Annotated in this window: 17 protein-coding genes; 13 read left to right on the forward strand and 4 right to left on the reverse strand. The window is 65.3% G+C overall.

The features are described from left to right. Positions 1-3: 3 nt before the first annotated feature. Complete coding sequence (locus KHO41_RS25260) at positions 4-945, reverse strand: LysR family transcriptional regulator (RefSeq protein WP_211955998.1); 942 nt, start codon at positions 943-945, stop codon at positions 4-6. A 350-nt stretch (positions 946-1,295) separates the two neighbouring features. Between KHO41_RS25260 and KHO41_RS25265 the strand changes: the two genes are divergently transcribed. From KHO41_RS25265 to KHO41_RS25295, 7 genes are all read left to right on the forward strand, one after another. Continuing rightward, positions 1,296-2,225 (forward strand): alpha/beta hydrolase, encoded by a 930-nt coding sequence (locus KHO41_RS25265; protein ID WP_211955999.1) that lies wholly within the window; start codon positions 1,296-1,298, stop codon positions 2,223-2,225. A 188-nt stretch (positions 2,226-2,413) separates the two neighbouring features. Next, complete coding sequence (locus KHO41_RS25270) at positions 2,414-3,655, forward strand: efflux RND transporter periplasmic adaptor subunit (protein ID WP_211956000.1); 1,242 nt, start codon at positions 2,414-2,416, stop codon at positions 3,653-3,655. 284 nt (positions 3,656-3,939) lie between these two features. Beyond that, positions 3,940-7,131: an efflux RND transporter permease subunit gene (locus KHO41_RS25275; protein ID WP_211956001.1), complete on the forward strand. Its 3,192-nt coding sequence runs from the start codon at positions 3,940-3,942 to the stop codon at positions 7,129-7,131. A gap of 11 nt (positions 7,132-7,142) precedes the next feature. Next, the gene (locus tag KHO41_RS25280; protein WP_244874018.1) at positions 7,143-8,642 is read left to right on the forward strand and encodes an efflux transporter outer membrane subunit; all 1,500 of its coding nucleotides are present in this window, start codon (positions 7,143-7,145) and stop codon (positions 8,640-8,642) included. Positions 8,643-8,739: 97 nt separating this feature from the next. Further along, a complete protein-coding gene (locus KHO41_RS25285; protein ID WP_244874019.1) occupies positions 8,740-9,297 on the forward strand; it encodes an SRPBCC family protein in 558 nt (185 codons plus the stop codon). Between the two features lie 98 nt (positions 9,298-9,395). Next, entirely contained in the window at positions 9,396-9,830 is a 435-nt protein-coding gene (locus KHO41_RS25290; protein WP_211956003.1) for a hypothetical protein, read from the forward strand. A gap of 98 nt (positions 9,831-9,928) precedes the next feature. Continuing rightward, positions 9,929-10,390 (forward strand): DUF2127 domain-containing protein, encoded by a 462-nt coding sequence (locus tag KHO41_RS25295; protein ID WP_211956004.1) that lies wholly within the window; start codon positions 9,929-9,931, stop codon positions 10,388-10,390. A 93-nt stretch (positions 10,391-10,483) separates the two neighbouring features. On the opposite strand, the gene oxlT is transcribed toward KHO41_RS25295, so the two are convergent. Beyond that, on the reverse strand, positions 10,484-11,800 hold the full coding sequence (gene oxlT / locus KHO41_RS25300; protein WP_211956005.1) for an oxalate/formate MFS antiporter: 1,317 nt from the start codon (positions 11,798-11,800) through the stop codon (positions 10,484-10,486). Positions 11,801-12,647: 847 nt separating this feature from the next. Between oxlT and KHO41_RS25305 the strand changes: the two genes are divergently transcribed. Continuing rightward, on the forward strand, positions 12,648-13,352 hold the full coding sequence (locus KHO41_RS25305; RefSeq protein ID WP_211956006.1) for a copper resistance protein CopQ: 705 nt from the start codon (positions 12,648-12,650) through the stop codon (positions 13,350-13,352). Here KHO41_RS25305 and KHO41_RS25310 read toward each other — a convergent pair. Beyond that, on the reverse strand, positions 13,328-15,289 hold the full coding sequence (locus KHO41_RS25310) for an ExeM/NucH family extracellular endonuclease (protein ID WP_211956007.1): 1,962 nt from the start codon (positions 15,287-15,289) through the stop codon (positions 13,328-13,330). The genes KHO41_RS25305 and KHO41_RS25310 overlap by 25 nt on opposite strands. Before the next feature lie 154 nt (positions 15,290-15,443). Between KHO41_RS25310 and KHO41_RS25315 the strand changes: the two genes are divergently transcribed. Both KHO41_RS25315 and KHO41_RS25320 read left to right on the forward strand, forming a co-directional pair. Continuing rightward, on the forward strand, positions 15,444-15,734 hold the full coding sequence (locus KHO41_RS25315) for an antibiotic biosynthesis monooxygenase family protein (protein ID WP_211956008.1): 291 nt from the start codon (positions 15,444-15,446) through the stop codon (positions 15,732-15,734). An 11-nt stretch (positions 15,735-15,745) separates the two neighbouring features. After that, positions 15,746-16,378, forward strand: coding sequence for a CDP-alcohol phosphatidyltransferase family protein (locus KHO41_RS25320; protein ID WP_211956009.1), 633 nt, complete (start codon positions 15,746-15,748; stop codon positions 16,376-16,378). A gap of 39 nt (positions 16,379-16,417) precedes the next feature. Here the strand turns inward: KHO41_RS25320 and KHO41_RS25325 are convergent, their stop codons facing one another. After that, positions 16,418-17,212, reverse strand: coding sequence for an IclR family transcriptional regulator (locus KHO41_RS25325; protein ID WP_244874020.1), 795 nt, complete (start codon positions 17,210-17,212; stop codon positions 16,418-16,420). Positions 17,213-17,470: 258 nt separating this feature from the next. Here KHO41_RS25325 and KHO41_RS25330 point away from each other — a divergent pair, with 258 nt between their 5' ends. Genes KHO41_RS25330 through KHO41_RS25340 form a run of 3 tightly spaced genes read left to right on the forward strand, consistent with a single transcriptional unit; the run spans position 17,471 to position 21,072 of the window. Next, positions 17,471-18,526, forward strand: a complete 1,056-nt coding sequence (locus KHO41_RS25330; RefSeq protein WP_211956010.1) for a sugar ABC transporter substrate-binding protein — start codon at positions 17,471-17,473, stop codon at positions 18,524-18,526. Positions 18,527-18,534: 8 nt separating this feature from the next. Then, positions 18,535-20,043, forward strand: coding sequence for a sugar ABC transporter ATP-binding protein (locus tag KHO41_RS25335; protein WP_244874021.1), 1,509 nt, complete (start codon positions 18,535-18,537; stop codon positions 20,041-20,043). 45 nt (positions 20,044-20,088) lie between these two features. Beyond that, entirely contained in the window at positions 20,089-21,072 is a 984-nt protein-coding gene (locus tag KHO41_RS25340) for an ABC transporter permease (RefSeq protein WP_244874022.1), read from the forward strand. Positions 21,073-21,101: the final 29 nt, after the last annotated feature.

Raw genomic sequence — 21,101 nt, forward strand, 5'->3', positions numbered from 1 at the left:
CGCCTACGCGGCCAGCTGCGTCACCCCGCCTTGCTGCGGTGCGGCACCGAAGTGCGGATGCCGGCCAAAAATGTCCGCCACCCAGTTGACGAATACGCGAACCTTGGCGGACAGGTGGCGGTTCTGCGGATACATGGCGGAAATCGGCAGTTCCTCGCTCTGCCAGTCGGACATGACTTCGACCAGCCGGCCGCTGGCCACGTACGGTTCGGCCATGACGCGCGACAGGCAGGCCAGTCCGTGGCCCGCGAGCGTGCATTCCAGGTAGACATCCCCATCGTTCGTGGAAATGGCGGATGGAAGCAGGATCTCGGTGCTCTCGTGCCCGCGCGTGAACTGCCATGGCCATTCGCGCCCGGTGCGGTTGGACAGGTGGTTGACTGCCTTGTGCTGGGCAAGGTCCGCGAGCTCATGCGGCGTGCCAAAGCGGTTCAGGTAGATCGGCGACGCGAAGAACGCCAGCTTGAGCTGGCCGATGCGCCGCGCGACCATGGACTCGTCCACCGCGCCCACGCGCAGCACCACGTCCACGCCTTCCTGCAGCAAGTCGATCGGCTTGCCGTTGATGGTCAGGTCCAGCTTCAGTTCCGGGTAGGCCGCGAAGAAGTCGTGCAGGTGCGGGATCAGCGCAAGGCGGGCCAGCCCGGCGGTGGTATCCACCGACAGCGTGCCCTTGGGCGAGTTGTTGTGCCGCGTCAGCGATTGCTCGGCTTCTTCCACATCGGCCAGGATGCGCACGCACCGCTCGTAGTACGCCGCACCGTCGCTGGTCACGCTGATGCGCCGGGTGGTCCGGTGCAGCAGCTTGACGCCCAGATGCGTCTCCAGGTTCTGGATCAAACGGGTGAGGGTGGCCTTGGGCAGGTCGAGCGAGTCGGCGGCACGCGCGAAGCTGCCCATGTCGACCACCCGGGTGAAGGCCTGCATTGAGACGAGACGATCCATGATGAGCTTCCGACCAATGTTTCCTGACGGCTCGCCGAACGGGGCGACCGGTGCGAATGTACGGGGATTGGTTGCCGGGGCGATGTGCAGGCCTGGCGCCATGCCAGGGCTTCCCGGTTCCCGGCTGGATGCCGGCGGCTGAAAGGGCCGCGCAGCCGGGAGAGCGGGAGTGAATCACATTTTCCAAGACCTTGTCATGCGTGGGGTCTCAGCGGGCGGATTATTCCAATCGCGGAACAGTGCGTTGGCAATCTCTCGCTTTATCCCATCGGCGTCAATCACCATAATCCGTTGCATCGCAACACATGATAGGCGTGCCAACCGATTTCAGCACGCCCGCCAAGGTGCCCATGTCCCAGTCGCCCAGCCATCGCCCACCCGCCGCGCCGTCGGCCACCGGCAACGAGCAGGCGCGCGTCGCGGAATTCAGCGTGGCAAGCGGCGAGCGCGAGATCTCGGTATGCGTGTGCTACCCGCCCGGATATCCCGCCCCGGCCACTGAAAGTGGCGCGCTGCTGCCGTGGCTGGTGTACCTGCACGCGGGTGGTTTCGTGGACGGCGGACTGGAACGGGCAAAGCAGCTCGTGCAGTCCCTGGCAGCCTCGGTGCCGGCAGTCGTGGTGACGCCGGCCTACTCGCTGGCGCCGGACCACCCGTTTCCGGCCGCGCCCGAGGATGCGTACAACACCGTGGAATGGGTGCTGCGCTACGCGCGCCGCCTGAAGGTGGACAAGGCACGCTTTGCGCTGGTTGGCGAAGAGGCGGGCGGCAATCTGGCCATCGCGCTGTCGCAGATGCTGCGCGACCGTTGCGCCCCGCAGCCGAGCGGGCAATGGCTGATCCGCCCCGTGACCGACCCGTGCCTGCAGCATGCGTCGTGCACCGGCGCGGGCCGTGGCGCGGTACCGCTGGAAACCCTGCAGCGGCTGGCCTGCAATTATCGCGACTATCTGCCGACGCCGGCCGCCAGCGTGCACCCGTATGCCGCGCCGGCGCTGGCCTCGCGCCTGGCAGGGCTGCCGCCCACGCTGGTGCAGGTGGCCGAAGTCGATGCGCTGCGCGCGGAAGGCGAAGCCTTCGCGGGGCGCCTTGCCAAGGCCGGTGTGCCGGCCGAGGCCATGATCATGCCGGGCGCCTGTGGCGACGGTGTAGAAGACACCCACGAGGACTGTCAGTCGTGGGTAGACGAAGGTGCGCGATTCCTGCGGCGATGTCTAGCCGCGGCCGACGACACCTCATCCCGGCGCGAAAGCCGGTCCGGAATGAAGCCTGCCGGCTGAGGCATTCCGGGTAACACGCCAGCCGGTACTGATGCCGCCGAGACGGACTGCGCGGCATCCGGCAAACAGACTTGCTGATCTGTCCGACAAGCTCCGGACCGCATTTCGCGGCCCGGCCGGCGGCGTTCGTGCTTTCGCAGCCTTTTGCTTTTCCAGTTGAAGAAAACCCGCAACAGGAGTGAAGAGAAATGATTACCCAGAATCGACGCACGTTGATCGCGATTGCCATTGTGGTCGTCCTCGGCGCCGGCGTTGCCACCTCCATGCTGCGCCCGTGGCATGGCGGCGAAGCGCATGCCAACACGCCGCCGCCGGCCCCGGCCATTGAAGTGGCGAGCGCAGTCGGCAAGACCATTACCGAATGGGACGAGTTCTCGGGCCGTATCGAAGCGGTGGACCGCGTGGAAATCCGTCCGCGCGTCTCCGGCACGATCGAAACGGTGCATTTCCGCGAAGGCTCGATCGTGAAGAAGGGCGATCCGCTGTTCACGATCGATCCGCGCCCCTACGCAGCCGAAGTCGCGCGCGCCGAGGCGGCGCTGGCCGCGGCTCAGGTACGGGCTTCGCATGCGCAGTCGGAAAAGGCGCGTGCCCAGCGCCTGCTGGACGACAACGCCATCTCGAAGCGAGAGTTCGACGAGCGCATCAACGCCGCCAGCGAATTGTCCGCCGACGTGCGCGGCGCGCAGGCGGCGCTGGAGGTGGCGAAGCTGAACCTGAGCTACACGCGCATCGTTGCGCCGGTATCCGGCAAGGTATCGCGTGCGGAAATCACGGTCGGCAACCTTGTCGCAGCGGGCGCCGCATCGCCGCCGCTGACGTCGGTGGTCTCGGTCTCGCCGGTGTATGCGAGCTTCGATGTCGACGAGCAAAGCTACCTGCGCTACACCGCGCCGGGTGCTGGCGGCGGCAAGGACGGCCTGCCCGTGTTCCTGGGCCTGGCCAACGAAGACGGCAATCCGCACGAGGGCAAGATCCACTCGATCGACAATCGGCTCGATACGCGCAGCGGCACCATTCGCGTCCGCGCCGTGTTCGACAACGAGGATGGCCGCCTGTTGCCGGGCCTGTATGCGAAGGTCAAGCTCGGTGGCGGTTCGCCGCACGACGCCGTGCTGATCAACGATCGCGCCATCGGCACCGACCAGGGCAAGAAGTTTGTGCTCGTGGTGGACAAGGCCAACAAGCTGACCTACCGAGAGGTGGATCTTGGGCCGACCTTTGAAGGGCTGCGCGTGATCCGCAAGGGCTTGAAGCCCGGTGAAAGCATCGTCGTGAACGGCCTGCAGCGCGTGCGTCCTGGCGATACGGTCGCACCGAAGCCGGTATCGATGGCGTTCCGCAGCGAACTGGAGCCGCGATCCTCCTCGCCTGACCGCAAGCAGGCGGCCAGCGAGAAAAGCGAAGCGGACGTGAAGCCGGTCAGTTGAGGCATGCGAGCCGATGTCTTGCTCCCCTCTCCCGCTCGCGGGAGAGGGGTTGGGGGAGAGGGCAGGAGCCTCAACGGAGTGCCAGCGCCTGAACCACCCCTCTCCCCAACCCTCTCCCGCTGAGGGGAGAGGGAGCCGGCCTGAGGAACCGTTGATGTCTTCTCCACTGGGCAATTGCCAGAGCCTTAAGAACGCGCGTCCGTAGTTTGTTTCGATCCCCAAACTGTTGATGGTGCCCGCCACGAGCGAGCCGCCAGGGGAACGCTTTTTTTGCAGAGACCAAGATGAATCTCTCGAAATTCTTTATCGACCGCCCCATCTTCGCGGGTGTGTTGTCGGTGCTGATCTTCCTGATCGGCGCTATCTCGATGTTCAAGCTACCGATTTCGGAGTACCCGGAAGTCGTGCCGCCGTCGGTGGTTGTGCGCGCGCAGTTCCCGGGCGCGAACCCGAAGGTGATCGCCGAAACCGTGGCTACGCCGCTGGAAGAGCAGATCAACGGCGTCGAGGACATGCTGTACATGAACTCGCAGGCCAACAGCGACGGCACGCTCACGCTGACGGTGACCTTCAAGCTGGGCACCGACCCGGACAAGGCGCAGCAGCTCGTGCAGAACCGCGTGTCGCAGGCCGAGCCGCGCTTGCCGGAAGACGTGCGCCGCCTTGGCATCACCACCGTCAAGAGCTCGCCCGACCTGACCATGGTGGTCCACCTGGTCTCGCCGAACGACCGCTATGACATGACGTACCTGCGCAACTACGCGCTGATCAACGTGAAGGACCGCCTTGCGCGGATCCAGGGCGTGGGCCAGGTGCAGATGTTCGGCTCGGGCGACTACTCGATGCGCGTGTGGCTGAACCCGGAGAAGATCGCCGAGCGCAACCTGTCGGCATCCGACGTGGTCAAGGCCATTCGCGAGCAGAACGTGCAGGTGGCGGCCGGCGTGATCGGCCAGTCGCCGACGCTGCCGGGTACCGACCTGCAGCTTTCGGTGAACGCGCAGGGCCGGCTGCAGACCGTGGAAGAGTTTGGCGACATCATCGTCAAGACGTCTTCGGACGGCGCGGTCACGTACCTGAAGGACATCGCACGCATTGAACTCGGTGCGTCGGAATACGCGCTGCGCTCGCTGCTGGACAACAAGTCCGCGGTCGCGATCCCGATCTTCCAGGCGCCTGGTTCGAATGCGATCCAGATCTCGAACGACGTGCGCAAGACCATGGAGGAACTGAAGCAGAACATGCCCGAGGGCGTGGACTACAGCATTGTCTATGACCCGACGCAGTTCGTGCGCCACAGTATCGAGGCGGTGGTCCACACGCTGTTCGAGGCCATTGCGCTCGTGGTGCTGGTGGTGATCCTGTTCCTGCAAACGTGGCGTGCGTCGATCATCCCGCTGCTCGCGGTGCCGGTGTCGATCGTCGGTACGTTCGGGCTGATGCATGCTTTCGGCTTTTCGATCAACGCGCTGAGCCTGTTCGGGCTGGTGCTTGCGATCGGCATCGTCGTGGACGATGCGATCGTGGTGGTGGAAAACGTCGAGCGGAACATCGAGGAAGGGCTGTCGCCGAAGGAAGCGACCTACAAGGCTATGCGTGAAGTCAGCGGCCCGATCATCGCGATCGCGCTGACGCTGATCGCCGTGTTCGTGCCGCTCGCGTTCATGACGGGCCTGACCGGCCAGTTCTACAAACAGTTCGCGCTGACGATCTCGATCTCGACGATCATCTCGGCGTTCAACTCGCTGACGCTGTCGCCGGCATTGTCGGCGCTGTTGCTCCGGGGCCACGACGCGCCCAAGGACTGGCTCACGCGCGGCATGGACAAGGTGTTCGGCGGCTTCTTCGCGCGCTTCAACAGTTTCTTTGGCCGCAGCTCCGACAAGTATGGTCGCGGCGTGAAGGGTGTGATTCGCCGCAAGGGCTCGGTGTTCGGCGTCTATGCCGTAATGCTGCTGGCCACGTGGGGCATCTTCCAGATGGTGCCGAAGGGCTTCGTGCCCGCGCAGGACAAGCAGTACCTGGTGAGCTTTGCCAAGCTGCCTGACGGCGCGACGCTCGACCGGACCGAGGACGTGATCCGCCGCATGTCGGAGATCGCGCTCAAGCATCCGGGCGTGGAGTCGGCCGTGGCGTTCCCGGGCCTGTCGATCAACGGCTTCACCAACAGTCCTAGCGCCGGCATCGTGTTCGTCACGCTCGATCCGTTCGACAAGCGCAAGGGCAAGGAGCTGTCCGGCAATGCGATTGCCGCGGACCTGAACAAGCAGTACGGGTCGATCCAGGACGCGTTCATCGCGGTGTTTCCGCCGCCACCGGTGCAGGGCCTCGGCACCATCGGCGGGTTCAAGATGATGATCGAGGACCGTGCGGCGCTTGGCTATGACGCGCTGTTCGACGCGACCAACGCCTTCATGGCGAAGGCGCGTGCCACGCCCGAACTGGCTGGCATCTTCAGCAACTACCAGGTGAACGTGCCGCAGCTCGACGTGCAGCTCGACCGTACCAAGGCCAAGCAGCTTGGCGTGCCGGTGACTGATGTGTTCGAGACGCTGCAGACCTATCTTGGCTCGGCCTACGTGAACGACTTCAACAAGTTCGGCCGCACGTACCAGGTCAAGGTGCAGGCGGATGCGCAGTTCCGCCAGCATGCCGAGGACATTCTGCAACTCAAGGCGCGCAGCGCCAGCGGCGAAATGGTGCCGTTGTCGTCGCTGGTGAAGGTCAAGCAGAGCTTTGGTCCGGACAGCGTGAGCCGCTACAACGGCTTCACCGCCGCCGATATGAACGGCGGTCCGGCGCCGGGCTTCTCGTCCGGCCAGGCACAGGCTGCCGCTGAGCGGATCGCTGCCGAGACGCTGCCGAAGGGCATCGGCTTCGAATGGACCGAGCTGACCTACCAGGACATCCTGGCCGGCAATGCGGGCGTGTGGATTTTCCCGCTGTGCGTGCTGCTCGTGTTCCTGGTGCTGGCCGCGCAGTATGAAAGCCTGACGCTGCCGCTGGCCGTGATCCTGATCGTGCCGATGAGCCTGCTGGCAGCCATGACGGGCGTGTGGTTGACGCGTGGGGACAACAACATCTTCACGCAGATCGGCTTCATCGTGCTGGTCGGGTTGTCGGCGAAGAACGCGATCCTGATCGTGGAGTTTGCGCGAGAGCTGGAGCACCACGGCCGCACGGTGGTACAAGCCGCGATCGAAGCAAGCCGCCTGCGCCTGCGCCCGATTCTGATGACGTCGTTCGCGTTCATCATGGGTGTGGTGCCGCTGGTGGTGTCGACCGGCGCTGGCTCGGAAATGCGCCATGCGATGGGCGTGGCCGTGTTTGCGGGGATGCTGGGCGTGACGTTCTTCGGCCTGTTCCTCACCCCGGTGTTCTATGTGGCGCTGCGTTTGCTGGCGACTCGCAAGCAGCGCCGGGAGGCAGCGGCGACCAGTGCATCGGCGTCGCACGCTGTGCCGTCCGCAGAGTGATGGTGAAAGACATGAACAACAACCTGATGAAGCTATACCTGCCCAGGCTTGCAACACTGGCCGCCGCGCTGGTCCTGGCCGGGTGCTCGCTGGCACCGACCTACAAGGTGCCGGAGACCCCGACCGCCGCGACCTTCAAGGAGGCTGATGCCGCCGCGACCGAGGGCGCGCAATGGAAGACCGCCGCACCGGCCGAAGGCCAGCATCGCGGCGACTGGTGGAAGATCTTCGGCGATGCCGAGCTGGACCGGTTGATCGACGCGGCCAACACCTACAACCAGGATCTCGCTGCGGCTGCGGCGCGCCTGAAACAGGCGCGGGCATTCACCGGCGCGACGGAAGCGGACCTGTATCCGCAACTGAGCGTCGGACTCGATCCGACGCGTTCGCAGCCGTCGGCCGCCTCGCAGGGTTTGCCGGAGGGCACGCGCGTGGCGCCGCAGACCGTGCTCAAGGCGCGCGCCTTTGCCAGCTACGAGCTTGACCTGTTCGGGCGCGTGGCCAGCAGCGTGAATGCGGCCCGTGCCGACGAAAAGGGCGCCGAAGACCTGTACCGCTCGGTGCAGCTTGCGCTGCAGGCCGATACGGCGCAGGCGTATTTTGCGCTGCGCACGCTGGACAGCGAACGCAACCTGCTCAACGCGACGATCAAGCTGCGGGAAGATGCGTTGTCGTTGCTGCGCAAGCGCTATGAGGCGGGCGAGACGACAGACCTGGACCCGGCCCGCGCCGAAGCCGAGCTCGGCACCGCGCGTGCCGACCTGGCCGGCATCGAGCGCCGCCGGGCCAACCAGGAACATGCGTTGGCGGTGCTGACCGGCGTGTCGCCATCGCAGTTCGGGCTCGCTGCGAAGCCGTTTGACACGGCACCGGTGGCGGTGCCGGCCGGTCTGCCATCGGAATTGCTCGAACGACGGCCTGACATCGCGGCGGCGGAGCGGCAGATGGCGGCGGCCAATGCGCGCATTGGTGTCGCCAAGGCGGCGTTCTTCCCGCGCATTTCGCTGACAGCGCTGTTCGGCTTCGAGTCGGCGGACCTGTCGAACCTGTTCAAGTGGTCGTCGCGCACGTGGATGCTTGGCCCGCTGCTGGGTTCGACGGTGGCGCAGACCGTGTTCGACGGCGGCCGCAACAGCTCGAACCTCGCCGGCGCCCGCGCCGCGCATGAAGAGAGCGTGGCGCGCTACCGGCAGACCGTGCTGGTGGCGTTCCGCGAAGTCGAGGACAGTCTGGCCGATGTACGCTGGCTCAGCCAGCAGGCCACGGCGCTCGACGGCGCGCTGGCCGGTGCCAGGCGCGCCCAGCGCACGTCGCGCAGCCGCTATGACGCGGGTGCGGTCGATTACCTGACAGTGATCGATGCCGACCGGACCGTGCTGCAATCGCAGCGCGATGCCAATGCGGTGGCCGGGCTGCGCGCGGCGGCGACGGTGGCGCTGGTGCGGAGTCTCGGTGGCGGTTGGGGGCCGGTACCTGAATCGGTGGCTTCCGCGTCGGCACCCGCGCAGTAACATCGGACGCCCGGCAAGTGCCGCAGGGGTGGCGCGATGCAATCGGATCACTACACTGAATGCATTGCGCCGCTCCCGAATGCGCGCGGCACCTGCCATGCACCGACACAAGACGCTGTTCTGGATATTCATCGTTGTGGCCGTGAGCGTTGCGGCACTGTTCGTGCCGTTGCCGTGGACCGACATCACCCGCATCCACAATGAAGCGGTCATCGCGCGCCCCCCGGCCGTGGTGTTCGACTATGTATCCACGCCCGGCAACTGGCCTGCCTGGCATCCGTCCTCGCTGGGAGTGAAGGGTGCTACGGATCACTCGCTGCTGCCTGGCGAGCGTGTGACCGAGACGTTCGTCGTGGCCGGGCGCAGCGGTGTGGTCATCTGGACGGTGACAAAGCGCGATCCCCCGCGCGCATGGACGATCGAGGGCGAGATCGAAGGCCGCAAGGCCGGCACCGTCGCCTATACGCTGACCCCGGCGCTGACGCCGTCGTTGACGCCGACCGAGGAAAGCACGCGTTTCGAGCGCGATTTCAGCTATCAGTCGCCCACGCTGTTGTTCCTGCTGCTGAACCGCATGGTGCTGCGGCCGCGCATCGAGGCGGAGTCGACGGAAGCCGTCAGGCGCCTGAAGGCCACGCTGGAAGCCAGGCGCTGACCGTGTGCTGCGCCAGCGCGTCGCTTGCGCGGCCGTTGCATCCCCACTAAGTTGGAAATATCACTGCTGAACGAGCGTCCGCACCGCGGACACCTGTCATGAGTCCTATTCGTCCCTTGATTCGCCTGAAGTGGCCGCGCGGTGGCATGGCGTTGGCGCTGCTGGCCGCGCTGGCCCTGTGCGCGGCCGTCCCCTTGCATGCTCAGCCTCATGAAACGGGGTCGATGACTGTTGGCGGCTCCGCGCACGTGCGCGGGCCGGTGGTCGTGCACGGCACCCTCGTGGTCGCCGGACGCGTCCATGCGCGCGGGCCGCTGACGGCGGCGTACTTCACCGGGCCAGCCGCGGCGCTTGGTTTGCCCTACGCAGGCGGGTATTACAAGGTCTTCGATGGGCCCGTTACCGTACATGGCACGATGGTCGTCAAGGGCGATCTGCTCGTAGACGGCCCACTCACCGTTGACGGACCGCTCGAAGCGAGTGGCGGTATCGACGCCGACGGACCCATGCGCGAACGCTCCTACGGGCGCTGACGCGCGCCAGGAGACGGCGCAGAGTTTGAGAGGAGGTGGAACCCGGGGCAGCCTGTATTGCACAATATGGGCCTTGCATCACAACCCCGGAGCCCACCATGGCAAAACCGGCCGTAGTTGGCCTCAGAAGCATTGCGCTGTTCGAAGCCGCCAAGGGCGCGCTGGTCATCGTTGCGGGGCTCGGGCTCGTGGCCCTGCTGCACCGTGACGCGCAGGCACTGGCCGAATCGATCATCATGCGGCTCCATATCAACCCGGCCAGCCGCTATCCCACTATCTTCCTGTCGCTGCTCTCGAACCCGAGCGATGCGCGCTTGTGGGCCATTGGTGGCTCCGCAGCCGTCTATGCGCTGATGCGGTTCGCGGAGGCCTGGGGGCTGTGGCATCGGCTGGCCTGGGGCAACTGGCTCGGCGTGTGGTCGGGTGGCATCTACCTTCCGATCGAACTCTATGAGGCGCTGGCGCACCCGAGCTGGATGCACGCGGGCCTGGCAGCGGCCAACCTGCTGGTGGTGCTGTACCTGGTCAAAAGTCTGGCGCGCCGCGAAGTCCAGACCTGAGCAAGGCGCGCCGCCGGAACGTGCCAGTCTGAAGTGGCAAGCGGGCTTCCGAAGAAGCCCGCTTGTTTGTTGCGGAAGCCCGTTCCGCCAGCGTCAGGCGGGAACCTGCGCGCCGGCTGCCGCGGTCTCCTTGGAATGGAGACTCCGGGCGGTCGCCACATGCGAGGCCAGCACGGGGCGCAGCACCATCATCGCCAGGAACGCGGCGCTAAGGTCCATGGCGGCGACCGTGTAGAGAACGGTCGACCACGTGCCGGTCGCCTCCATCAGCAGGTTGCCGATCGGGACGAACAGCGCGCCGATACCCTTGGCCGTATAAAGCACGCCGTAGATCTTGCCGATGTGCTTGGTGCCGAACGCATCGCCCGCCAGTGCCGAGAACAGCGAATACACCTCGCCCCAGGCCAGGAACACGACGCCGGACAGGATCAGGAACGCATACGGATCGCTGCCGAAGTAGCCGAGCGCGATGATGCCGACGCCTTCGAGCGAGAACGCGATGACCATGGTCTTCTCGCGGCCGATGTTGTCCGAGATCCAGCCGAACAGCGGGCGCGAGATGCCGTTCATGATGCGGTCGAGCATCAGTGCGAGCGGCAGGGCGGCCATGACGAAGAAGTGCAGGTCGACCTGGAACTCCTTCACGCCAAGATCCTTTGCGATGACACCGAGTTGCGCCACGGCCATCATGCCGCCAGTGACGACCAGCACGAACATCACCAGCATCAGCCAGAACAGCTTCGTGCTCATCGCTTCCTTGAGCGTGTAGTCGCGCGTTGCCTGGACGAGCTTCTGCGACGCCCGGACCTCATTGGTCTTCGGCGCGCGCAGGAACCACGCGGCGACGAATGCCAGGGAGCCCTGCAGGACGCCGAAGAACAGGAAGGTGTGCTGGAAGCCGGACGATTCGATCATCGCCGCGATGGGCAGGATCGTGGCCGCGGAGCCTGCGCCATAGCCGCCCGCCGTCAGACCCACGGCCAGGCCGCGCCGGTCGGGGAACCACTTGAGCGCGTTATTGATGCAGGTCGCGTAGATGGAGCCCACCCCCAGGCCGCCCACCGCCGCGCCGATGTAGAAGCCCATCAGCGTGGTGGCCTGCGAGTTGATGACCCACGCGGTGCCGATGAACACCGCGCCGAACGCGACCATCATGCGCGGCCCGAACTTGTCGATAAAGTAACCTTCGATCGGCGCGAGCCAGGTCTGGACCAGCACGAATACCGTAAAGGCGATCTGGATGCTGGCACGGGACCAGCCATAGGTTTCCTGGATCTCGGGCACGAACAGCGTCCACGCGTACTGGATGTTCGCCGTGGCGATCATGCAGACGACGCCGACGATCAACTGGATCCAGCGCGTGTTTTCCGGAGTCTGCTGCGAAGGAAGAGCTGCCGATGGATGAGTCATTGCGCGCTCCGTGAATGGGTTGGTCGGTGCAATCCGGCGACGTGACTACCGGGTTTTCGTGGGGTGGCTGTCATTTTCATGTCTCCTGTTCCGTTGGCTTATTAAGTCTGGGGTTTCCTGATTTTTCGAGGCGCAGGAATGCCCGGCTCTCCGGTATATTCCGGTAGCGGAAAATGGCTCAAAAATGGTTTTGTCAGATCCAATAATCTGACGATGGAAGAAATGTCTGGTAAATGCTCGGGCGAGTCCTCCTCAGGAGATGGTCTGCCTGTTGATACATTACAAATTTGTCATGCTTGTCCGGTGCGAAGCCGCTTTTCGGGCCGCATTTGGATACACAGTATGTGATATATCAAGTAAGTCAAGAAAAAGAAACAATCATGAATTAGCTTGAATGTATTTATTCCGATAACAAATGGAATCGGGAATTCACGCGGCTTCGGAATGATTATTGCTGTGCAAAAAAAAGCCCGCAGGCAAGGCTTGCGGGCTTGAGGCGTGATGCGCGACTCCACCACAGGGCGGCAACACGTATTGCGCTGGCTTGGATTAATCTGGTGCGGACGTCATAAATTATTGAATTATCGACTCGCGCAATTGTATTAGGGTTTTCTCCGGGGTATTTATCACACGCTGTGATTCGATTGGGCTACTACCGGCGAACGTGTCCCGGATCGCGGAGACTGCGGCCGGCAGCAGGTGACCGGGCCGGTACAGGCGTGATAAGTCACGCAATCAACACCTCCGAACGTCGCAGATCATCGAGTCAAAAAAAAGATCCAGATTGATGTAATGCCGGGCGAGGCCAGCCGACCAACAGGAACATTCACCCCGCCTGGAGACTGCCATGCCCACCACCATCGCCAAGACCCTGCTGACCGCCGCCGTAGCTGCCGCGACGCTTTCGATCGGTTCCGTACAGGCTGCCGGCAGCACTGGGGTGCGCACGCCTGATCCCTATAGCGACGGCGCTCGCACCCGCCAGATCGACCTGTTCACGGATGGCGCGCTGATCCTGGCCGGGAAGGACACTTCAGGCGTATCGGCGTCACCGGCCCGCAGCGTTGATCCGTACAGCGACGGTGGCCGCACGCGGCAAGTGGATCCGTTCACCGATGGCGGACGTACCCTCGCCGGAATGGACACTTCAGGCGTATCGGCGTCACCGGCCCGCAGTTTTGATCCGTACAGCGACGGTACGCGCACGCGGCAGGTGGACCCGTTCACCGATGGTGGACGTACCCTCGCCGGAATGGACACTTCAGGCGTATCGGCGTCGCCGGCCCGCAGTTTTGATCCGTACAGCGACGGCACGCGCACGCGGCAGGTGGACCCGTTCACCGATGGTGGACGTACCCTCGCAGGCATGGACATTTCAGGTGTGTCAGCGTCGCCGGCCCGCAGCGTCGATCCGTACACGGATGGCGCGCGCGTGCGCCAGGCCGATCCATTCACCGACGGTGGACGGACCATCGCGGGCATGGACACGCGCGGTGTGTCCGGTACGCCCGGCCGCAGCTTCGATCCTTACCGGAACGACTGGCGCGTCTGACGCGCGGGGGCGGCCAGCGTTGCGCATGCGGCCAGCATGATTCCCAGCAGCGCGGCGAGTCCGACGCTGCCGCCGCCACCATCCGGCTCGGTCACGCCGATGCCGTTCCCGGGGCTGGCTTCAAGGCGGCCAGCGTCCGGAGCCGCCTCTCGCCACGACAAATCCACGAGCACGGGGTCGTGGTCGGAGGCGCGCCATGCATCCGGTGCGTAGTAGCGTTCCTGCTGGGCAGCGTTGCGATACGCCTGCGCGTAGGCAAAGGCGACTGGCTCGTCCGCATTGACATGCCAGATGCTGACGGCACGAATGCGTGGGGCGAGCGCAGCGTCGGCGAGCGCGTAGTCGAGGTAACCGGCCTGGCCGTCGAAGACATAGGTGTAGGCATCGCGTCCGGCGAACCTTGCCACGATGTCTTCGTAACCCAGGCGGGCGAGCAGCGTAACCGGATCTTCGCTGGCATAGCTGTTCAGGTCGCCGATCACGAGCGTGCCGGCATCCGCGACGCCGGTCGGCGACGTGCCAAGCCAGTCGGCCAGCGCCTGCGCCGCACGTGATCGGGTCGTGTTCCAGCATCCTTGCCCATCGCCCTGGTCGCGGTCAGCGCCGTCAGCGTCCGCGCAACTCTTGGATTTCAGGTGATTGACCACGACGGTGAAGGTTTGCGACATGTTGCCGATCAGCTGGAACGTTTGTGCGAGCGGCTGCCGGTTGCGCATATCGAGTACTGTGGTGGCGGGCATGCCCAGCGGCTTCACGGCACGCTGGTTGTAGAGCAGCGCGACGGCAATGGCGTCAGTACCAAGCCTGGGCATGCCGGGGTCGACCGCGCGCCAGTCGGGCCCAATCAGCGCCGCGAGTCGCTGCACGGCACTGTGCGGACCATAGCCGTTGTTCTCCACTTCCATCAGGCCGATCACGTCGGCATCGAGCGCGCGCAGCGCCGCGAGCAACTTGGCTTCCTGCCGATCGAACTCGGCGGCGTTGCGGGCGCCACGGTTATCGGGCGCATTGAAGCCGCCGCCCTGGCCGTTGCCGTTGAAGTAATTGAGCACGTTGAATGCTGCCACGCGTACGTCGGTGCCGGCGGTCCTGGCAGGCGCCGCATGGCGCGGATTCGTTGCAGTAAAGCGCGGTGGCGCATCGCCGGGCACAGGCTGCAGCCGCCAGGTGCCGTAGCGCTTTTCCAGCACGCCGCGCACGCCACTGACGGTGTTGCCGGTGCGCACCGGGTTTGCCGTGCTTAGCGCGGGCGCGGGGTAGGGCACGACCGCAGGATTCTGCTGGCTCGATCCGTCGTCGAGCACCAGCCGGTTCAGCGCGTTGGCGGCAGCAAGCTGCGCCGCATCCCGGCCCGGTGCAGCGACTGCCGTGGGAATGCGCAGCCTGCCATGTCCGAGCAGCAGGCTGCCGTAGCGGCCCAGTTCATGCGTGTCGTTGACGGTCAGGGTCTGGGGCAGGCTGACCAGCATGCCTTCGCGCGCGGCCAGCGCGGCCTCGTTGCTGACAGGCAGCGTCACGCTGGCGGGCGTGACGGTCCGCCCCGTGGCGCAAACCGTTGGCATGTCCGACAAGGCGAGCTGGGTCTGACCATACCGTTCCTCGACCGTGCCGGCCAGGCGCAGCAGGTCCCCGGCGCGCGCGGCATGGCGCGGCGCGTAGATGAACAGGCCTTCCGACACGCCCGCCCGGTGCTGGCGCCGCGCATCGTCCTGCTGGACGAAGAAGCCCATGAAGCCGTCGGCGCCGCTGAAATCGGCGGTGACGACGGCTTCGATCTCGACTGTCCTGCCCGCCAGCGGCGAAGTGGCCGATGCGCCTTGCACATCGGCGATCAGCGTGGACGGTGATCCGCACGGCGCGGTGGCCGCAACGGCGAGGGTCGTGCTTGCGGCGAGCAGCAGTCCGGACAGCAGGGCGTTCGGCAGCGTGGGTGACATGGCAGTTCATCCGAGGTTCATGGAAAGCCGCGATGCTAAGGGGCAGCAGTGACGAAAGCGTTGCGGCCACACGACCCCTGCGCATGAACGTGCTAAGGTAATGTCATTCGGCCGGCACGCGCCGGCAGCCACCCCAACCAGATACAGGGACATCATGATCAAGGAAATCGCGCAAATCACCGTCAAGCCCGGCAGCGAAAGCCAGTTCGAACAGGGCGTGAGCAAGGCCACGCCGCTGTTCCTGCGTTCGCGCGGCTGCCATGGCGTGCAGCTGTTCCGCTCGATCGAGCAGCCGCAGCAATACACGCTGGTGGTCGAATGGGAAACGGTGGAAGACCATATGGTGCATTTCCGCGAATCGCCGGAATTCCAGCAGTGGCGCGAACTGGTCAGCGACAGCTTCGCGGCCCCGCCGCAGGTCGGCCACGTGTCCAAGGTTCTCTGAGCGCAACGCTCATGTCGGCGCCTCAGGAGCGGCCCCGCCATTTTTCCATGCTGCGCGAGCTGCAGCTCGCCGATGTGTTCACGCTCGGCAATGCGGCGTGCGGCATGGGGTCGGTGTTCTTCGCCATGTTCTACGTGGGCACGCCGACGCCGGCGCATTTCTTCACGGCCGCAGCGCTCGCGCCGCTGGCGTTCATCTTCGACGTGCTGGACGGGCGCATCGCGCGCTGGCGCCACCAGCATTCCGCGCTCGGGCGCGAGCTCGATTCGCTGGCCGACATCATTTCCTTCGGCGTTGGCCCGGCTACGCTGGCCTTTGCCGCGGGCATGCGCGGTGGCTGGGACCTGGCCGTGCTGATCTTTTTCGTGTGTTGTGGCGTGAGCCGGCTTGCCCGATTCAATGTCACCGCGGAAACGCTGTCGGCCGGCAGCGACAAGGTCAAGTATTTCGAAGGCACGCCCATTCCGACGAGCGTGCTGCTGACCGGCGTACTTGCCTGGTGCGCGGCGCAGGAGCGTATTGGCGCGGCGCTGCCCGGCGGCGTCTGGACCCTGGGTCCCGCCGACCTTCACCCGCTGGTGCTGCTGTTCGCGTTGTCGGGCTCGCTGATGGTCAGCAAGACGCTGCGTATTCCCAAGTTCTGATCGACGCCGGCCCGCCTGCGGGCCGGCGCCTTCATCTGCCTACTCTGGCTGCTCCGGCTGCTCTATTTCCACCTTTGCATTGAGCGACAGCGAGCGTGCCGCCTCGATCAGCAACTCGCGCGCCTCGTCCAGCGACGGCCCTGCATGGCGGTCAATGCGGCGGATATACGGCGAGGTCAGCACCGCGAGCGCATATCCCTGCGGATCGAAGATCGGGCAGCTGATATCGACCACGCCGAACGACTGCAGGCTTTCGCGCTGCTTGTAGCCAAGCTCGCGGATAGACGCCAGCGTCTGCGCGAACTCGTCCTCCGGAATCTTCACTTCCCCGACCACCGCGACGTGCTCGTCGAGCATCTGCGTGCGCCGCTCTTCAGTCTGGCAGGCCAGCAGCACATGGCCGGAACCGGTGTCGACAAGGCCAACGCGCGCACCCAGGCGGATTGACAGCCCCCACTCGCCGGGGCCGGGCACCTGCGCCACGATCAGCACGTTGCCGCGGTCGTACATGCCCAGATGGCACGACTGTTCCGCCTGGCGCGCATACACATCCATCACAGGCAGAGCCTGCGTCACGAGCCGGTTGACCGGTGGGTGCCGGTGCGCGAGTGCAAACAGTTTCAGGCTCAGCGCATGGCGGTCGCCGCCGACCGAGCGGGTCACGTACTGCCGCGCCACCAGGCGCTCGAGCATCCGGTAGATCTCGCTTTGCCCGCGGCCAAGCGCCTTGACGATCTCGGCGCGGGTCAGGCCGTCGGGATACTCGGCCAGCAGTTCGAGGATATCGAGTCCCTTGTCCAGTGCAGGGGCGCGGTAGCGGTCGTTGTCGTCCACGAAATGTCCGATTGTTTGTCTTTGTCTATGCAGTGCGTTGCATCTTACGAGGTGTTCGCCAGCCCGGACAAGTGATGGCGAGAGCTATCCACCCGATTCCAACCGCAGAGACGTGTCGCAGGGAAAACCCCAGCCCTTATCCGTCTTGACGCTCATGAATTCATGTATGAATAATGTATTCACAAGTAAATTGACCAATGGGGTGACGGGCGCGCTTCCCCAAGCGCCGTCACGCACCCGCACGACGGAGGCAACAACATGGAAGTTCGTGGCAGTTACGCTGGGACCGGATGGATTCGCGCTCGGAAAATCCCGCTGGCCTCAGCCGTGGCAGCAGCAGTCACGCTGGGTGCAGTGCTCGGCGCCGGATGGGCCCAGGCGGCAGACGCCGGCAAGGTTGGCGTCAACCTGCCGATGCTCACCTCGCCGTTCTGGCAGGCCTACAGCGGCTACATCCCGAAGATGGCGAAGGACACGGGCGTCGATATCCTTGCCCCGGTCAATTCGAACCAGGATCCCGCACAGCAGATCACTGACGTTTCGAACCTGATCAACCTCGGCGCGGCGGGGCTGGTGGTGGCGCCGCTGGATTCAGCCGCGATCAGCCGGGCGCTGGACCTTGCCGAGAAGAAGAATGTCCCGGTGGTGGCTGTCGACGTGGCGCCGACCAAAGGCAAGGTCGCGATGGTGGTCCGCGCCGACAACCGTGCCTATGGCACCAAGTCGTGCCAGTTCCTTGGCCAGCATGTGGCGGCCGGCAAGGTCGTCCAGATCATGGGCGACCTTGCCTCGATCAATGGCCGGGACCGCGCCGAAGCGTTCCGGGCCTGCATGAAGGGCTATCCCAACCTCAAGGTGCTGGAGATTCCGGCGAGCTGGAAGGCTGACGCCGCGGCTGCGGCGCTCGATAGCCTGCTGTCGGCCAACCCCGATGTGAAGGGCATCTACATGCATGCCGGTGGCGTCTACCTGTCGCCGACTTTGCAGACGCTGCGGCGCAAGGGAATGCTTCATCCGGCCGGCGATCCGAAGCATGTCGTCGTCATCAGCAATGACGGCATTCCGCAGGAGTTCGATGCGATCCGCAAGGGTGAGATCGACGCGACCATATCCCAGCCCGCCGATCTCTATGCGAGGTACGGCCTGCACTACATCAAGGCCGCGCTGGCCGGGAAGACCTTCCGGCCCGGCCCCACCGACCATGGCAGCACCATCGTAGAGGTGGCGCCGGGCGTGCTTGAGGATCAGTTGCCCGCGCCGGTCGTCACCAGGCAGAACGTCGACGACAAGGCCTTCTGGGCCAACCAGCGATGAGCGCGGCGATGCAGGCCGCGAAGCAGTCGGAGGCGCCGGTGCTCGAAGCACGCGGGATATCCAAGCGGTTCGGCGCCACCGTCGCGCTGCACGATGTCAGCCTGACCATCATGCCAGGCGAGTCGCATGCGCTGGTTGGCCGCAATGGCGCGGGCAAATCGACACTGGTGTCGATGCTGACGGGCCTGCGCCAGCCCGATACCGGCACGATCCATTTCAGCGGCATGGCCGCACCGCCGCTGTCCGACAGCGATGGCTGGCGCCGCCGCGTGGCGTGCGTGTACCAGCATTCCACGATCATCCCGGATCTGACCGTCGCGGAGAACCTGTACATCAATCGCCAGCCCGTGCGGCACGGCCGGATCGACTGGCGGACCATGCGCCGGCTCGCGCGCTGGCAGCTCGATACCTGGAACGTCGATGTCCACGAGAACACGCGCGCCGGCGACCTGTCGGTGGAAGCGCGCCAGCTCGTCGAGATCGCGCGGGCGCTGTCATACGGTGCGCGCTTCATCGTGCTTGACGAGCCCACCGCGCAGCTCGACGGCGACGAGATCAGACGCCTGTTCCGGCGCGTCCGAGGCCTGCAGCAGGACGGCGTGACGTTCCTCTTTATCTCGCACCATCTGCAGGAGATCTATGACATCTGCCAGTCGGTGACCGTGTTGCGCGATGCGCGGCATATCGTCACTGCGCCGGTGGCTGCCATGCCGAAGGCCAGGCTGATCGAAGCGATGACCGGCGAGCGCGAGAACCTGCGCGCCATGGACGCACGTGAGCGCAAGCCGCTGCGCGATGCACCGGTGGTGCTTGAGCTCGAGCAGCTCGGTGGCGCCGACTACCACGACGTGTCCTTGCAGGTGCGCCGAGGCGAGGTTGTGGGCCTGACCGGCACGACAGGCAGCGGCCATGTCGGCGTGGGCGAAGCGGTGGCCGGACTCGGGCGTATTGCAGCCGGATGCATCCGCATTCATGGCGAGAGCCTGCCATCGGGTGATGTCGCACGGGCGCTTGCACGTGGCGTCGGCTGCGTACCCCGGGAGCGCCATCGTGAGGGCCTGGTGCTGGGACAGTCGATCGGCGAGAACGCGACCATGACCGTGCCGCACCGCCTGGGTAAATTCGGCTTCCTGTCTCCGGCGCGCAAGCGTGCCATGGCGCGCGGGATGATCGAGGCGCTCGGCGTGGTGGCGCGCGACGAAACGCAGGCGGTTGGCAACCTGTCTGGCGGCAACCAGCAAAAGGTCGTGATGGCGCGGGCACTGGCGAACGATCCCGATGTGCTCGTGCTGATCGATCCCACGGCCGGGGTCGATGTCAAGTCCAAGCAAGCCTTGCTGTCCGTGGTCGACCGCGTCCGCGACGAGGGCAAGGCCGTGCTGCTCGTCAGCACCGAACCGGACGACCTGCGCGCATGCGACCGCGTGCTGGTCATGCAGCGCGGCGCCGTGCGTGCCGAGTTTCCCGCGGGCTGGGAAGAGAACGAACTGATTGCCACGATCGAAGGAGTCAACTGAATGAAGACGCATGAAATGGCTGGCGCCCCGCGCCCGGCAATCACGATGGCGGTGCCGCCGCGTTTGCGTGTCCTGCGAGCCGAGCAACTGCGAGAGATCGCGCTGGTGCCGGCCCTGCTGATCCTTGTCGCGCTGGGCGCCTTTATCAGCCCCAGCTTCCTGACCAAGGCAAACCTGATCAGCGTGCTCGGTGCCTCGGCGGCGCTGGCGCTTGTGGTGCTTGCCGAATCGCTGATCATCATCACCGGCAAGTTTGACCTGTCCGTCGAATCGATCGTTGGCATTGCGCCCGCGCTCGGGGCGATGCTGGTGATCCCGGCAGCGTCGGCCGGCTTCGGCACGGAATGGCCGGTTGCGGCCGGGTTGCTGGTGGTGCTGGCGGTCGGGGCGATCACCGGGCTGGTCAATGGCTTCCTTGTCGTCAAGCTGCGGCTCAACGCGTTCATCGTCACGCTGGCCATGCTGATCGTGCTGCGCGGCATGCTGGTTGGCGCAACCAAGGGCGGCACGCTGTTCGACATGCCGCCGGCCTTCTTCTCGCTGGCCACGACCACGCTGCTTGGTGTGCCATTGTCGGTATGGCTCGCGGGCGCTGCGTTCGGCGTGGCGGGCTTCATGCTGCGCTATCACCGGCTTGGGCGTGCGCTGTATGCCATCGGCGGCAACGCACCGGCCGCGCGCGCTGCGGGCATCAATGTTGACCGCATCACGCTCGGCGTGTTCGTGCTCGCCGGCATCCTCGCTGCGGTGGGTGGGCTGATCGTGACGGGTTATGTGGGCGCAATCAATGCCAACCAGGGCAACGGGATGATCTTCACGGTGTTTGCCGCAGCGGTGATCGGCGGCGTGTCGCTGGACGGCGGCAAGGGGTCGATGCTCGGCGCGCTGTGCGGCGTGTTGTTGCTCGGCGTCGTGCAGAACCTGCTGACGCTGGCACAGGTGCCGTCGTTCTGGATTCAGGCGATCTACGGCGCAATCATCCTCGGCGCGCTCATGGTTGCACGCCTTACGGGCGAGAACCAGTGTTAGCGCGCACTGGCAGCGCAGTCTCTCTTCCT

The organism is Cupriavidus numazuensis (genome assembly GCF_905397435.1).
Taxonomy (GTDB): Bacteria; Pseudomonadota; Gammaproteobacteria; order Burkholderiales; family Burkholderiaceae; genus Cupriavidus; species Cupriavidus numazuensis.

Coding starts and splice junctions, on each gene's coding strand:
- KHO41_RS25260 (WP_211955998.1), bottom strand. CDS start 945: ATGGATCGTCTCGTCTCAATGCAGGCCTTCACCCGGGTGGTCGACATG.
- KHO41_RS25275 (WP_211956001.1), top strand. CDS start 3,940: ATGAATCTCTCGAAATTCTTTATCGACCGCCCCATCTTCGCGGGTGTG.
- oxlT (WP_211956005.1), bottom strand. CDS start 11,800: ATGACTCATCCATCGGCAGCTCTTCCTTCGCAGCAGACTCCGGAAAAC.
- KHO41_RS25290 (WP_211956003.1), top strand. CDS start 9,396: ATGAGTCCTATTCGTCCCTTGATTCGCCTGAAGTGGCCGCGCGGTGGC.
- KHO41_RS25335 (WP_244874021.1), top strand. CDS start 18,535: ATGCAGGCCGCGAAGCAGTCGGAGGCGCCGGTGCTCGAAGCACGCGGG.
- KHO41_RS25340 (WP_244874022.1), top strand. CDS start 20,089: ATGGCGGTGCCGCCGCGTTTGCGTGTCCTGCGAGCCGAGCAACTGCGA.
- KHO41_RS25315 (WP_211956008.1), top strand. CDS start 15,444: ATGATCAAGGAAATCGCGCAAATCACCGTCAAGCCCGGCAGCGAAAGC.
- KHO41_RS25295 (WP_211956004.1), top strand. CDS start 9,929: ATGGCAAAACCGGCCGTAGTTGGCCTCAGAAGCATTGCGCTGTTCGAA.
- KHO41_RS25330 (WP_211956010.1), top strand. CDS start 17,471: ATGGAAGTTCGTGGCAGTTACGCTGGGACCGGATGGATTCGCGCTCGG.
- KHO41_RS25280 (WP_244874018.1), top strand. CDS start 7,143: ATGAACAACAACCTGATGAAGCTATACCTGCCCAGGCTTGCAACACTG.
- KHO41_RS25265 (WP_211955999.1), top strand. CDS start 1,296: ATGTCCCAGTCGCCCAGCCATCGCCCACCCGCCGCGCCGTCGGCCACC.
- KHO41_RS25270 (WP_211956000.1), top strand. CDS start 2,414: ATGATTACCCAGAATCGACGCACGTTGATCGCGATTGCCATTGTGGTC.
- KHO41_RS25310 (WP_211956007.1), bottom strand. CDS start 15,289: ATGTCACCCACGCTGCCGAACGCCCTGCTGTCCGGACTGCTGCTCGCC.
- KHO41_RS25320 (WP_211956009.1), top strand. CDS start 15,746: ATGTCGGCGCCTCAGGAGCGGCCCCGCCATTTTTCCATGCTGCGCGAG.
- KHO41_RS25305 (WP_211956006.1), top strand. CDS start 12,648: ATGCCCACCACCATCGCCAAGACCCTGCTGACCGCCGCCGTAGCTGCC.
- KHO41_RS25285 (WP_244874019.1), top strand. CDS start 8,740: ATGCACCGACACAAGACGCTGTTCTGGATATTCATCGTTGTGGCCGTG.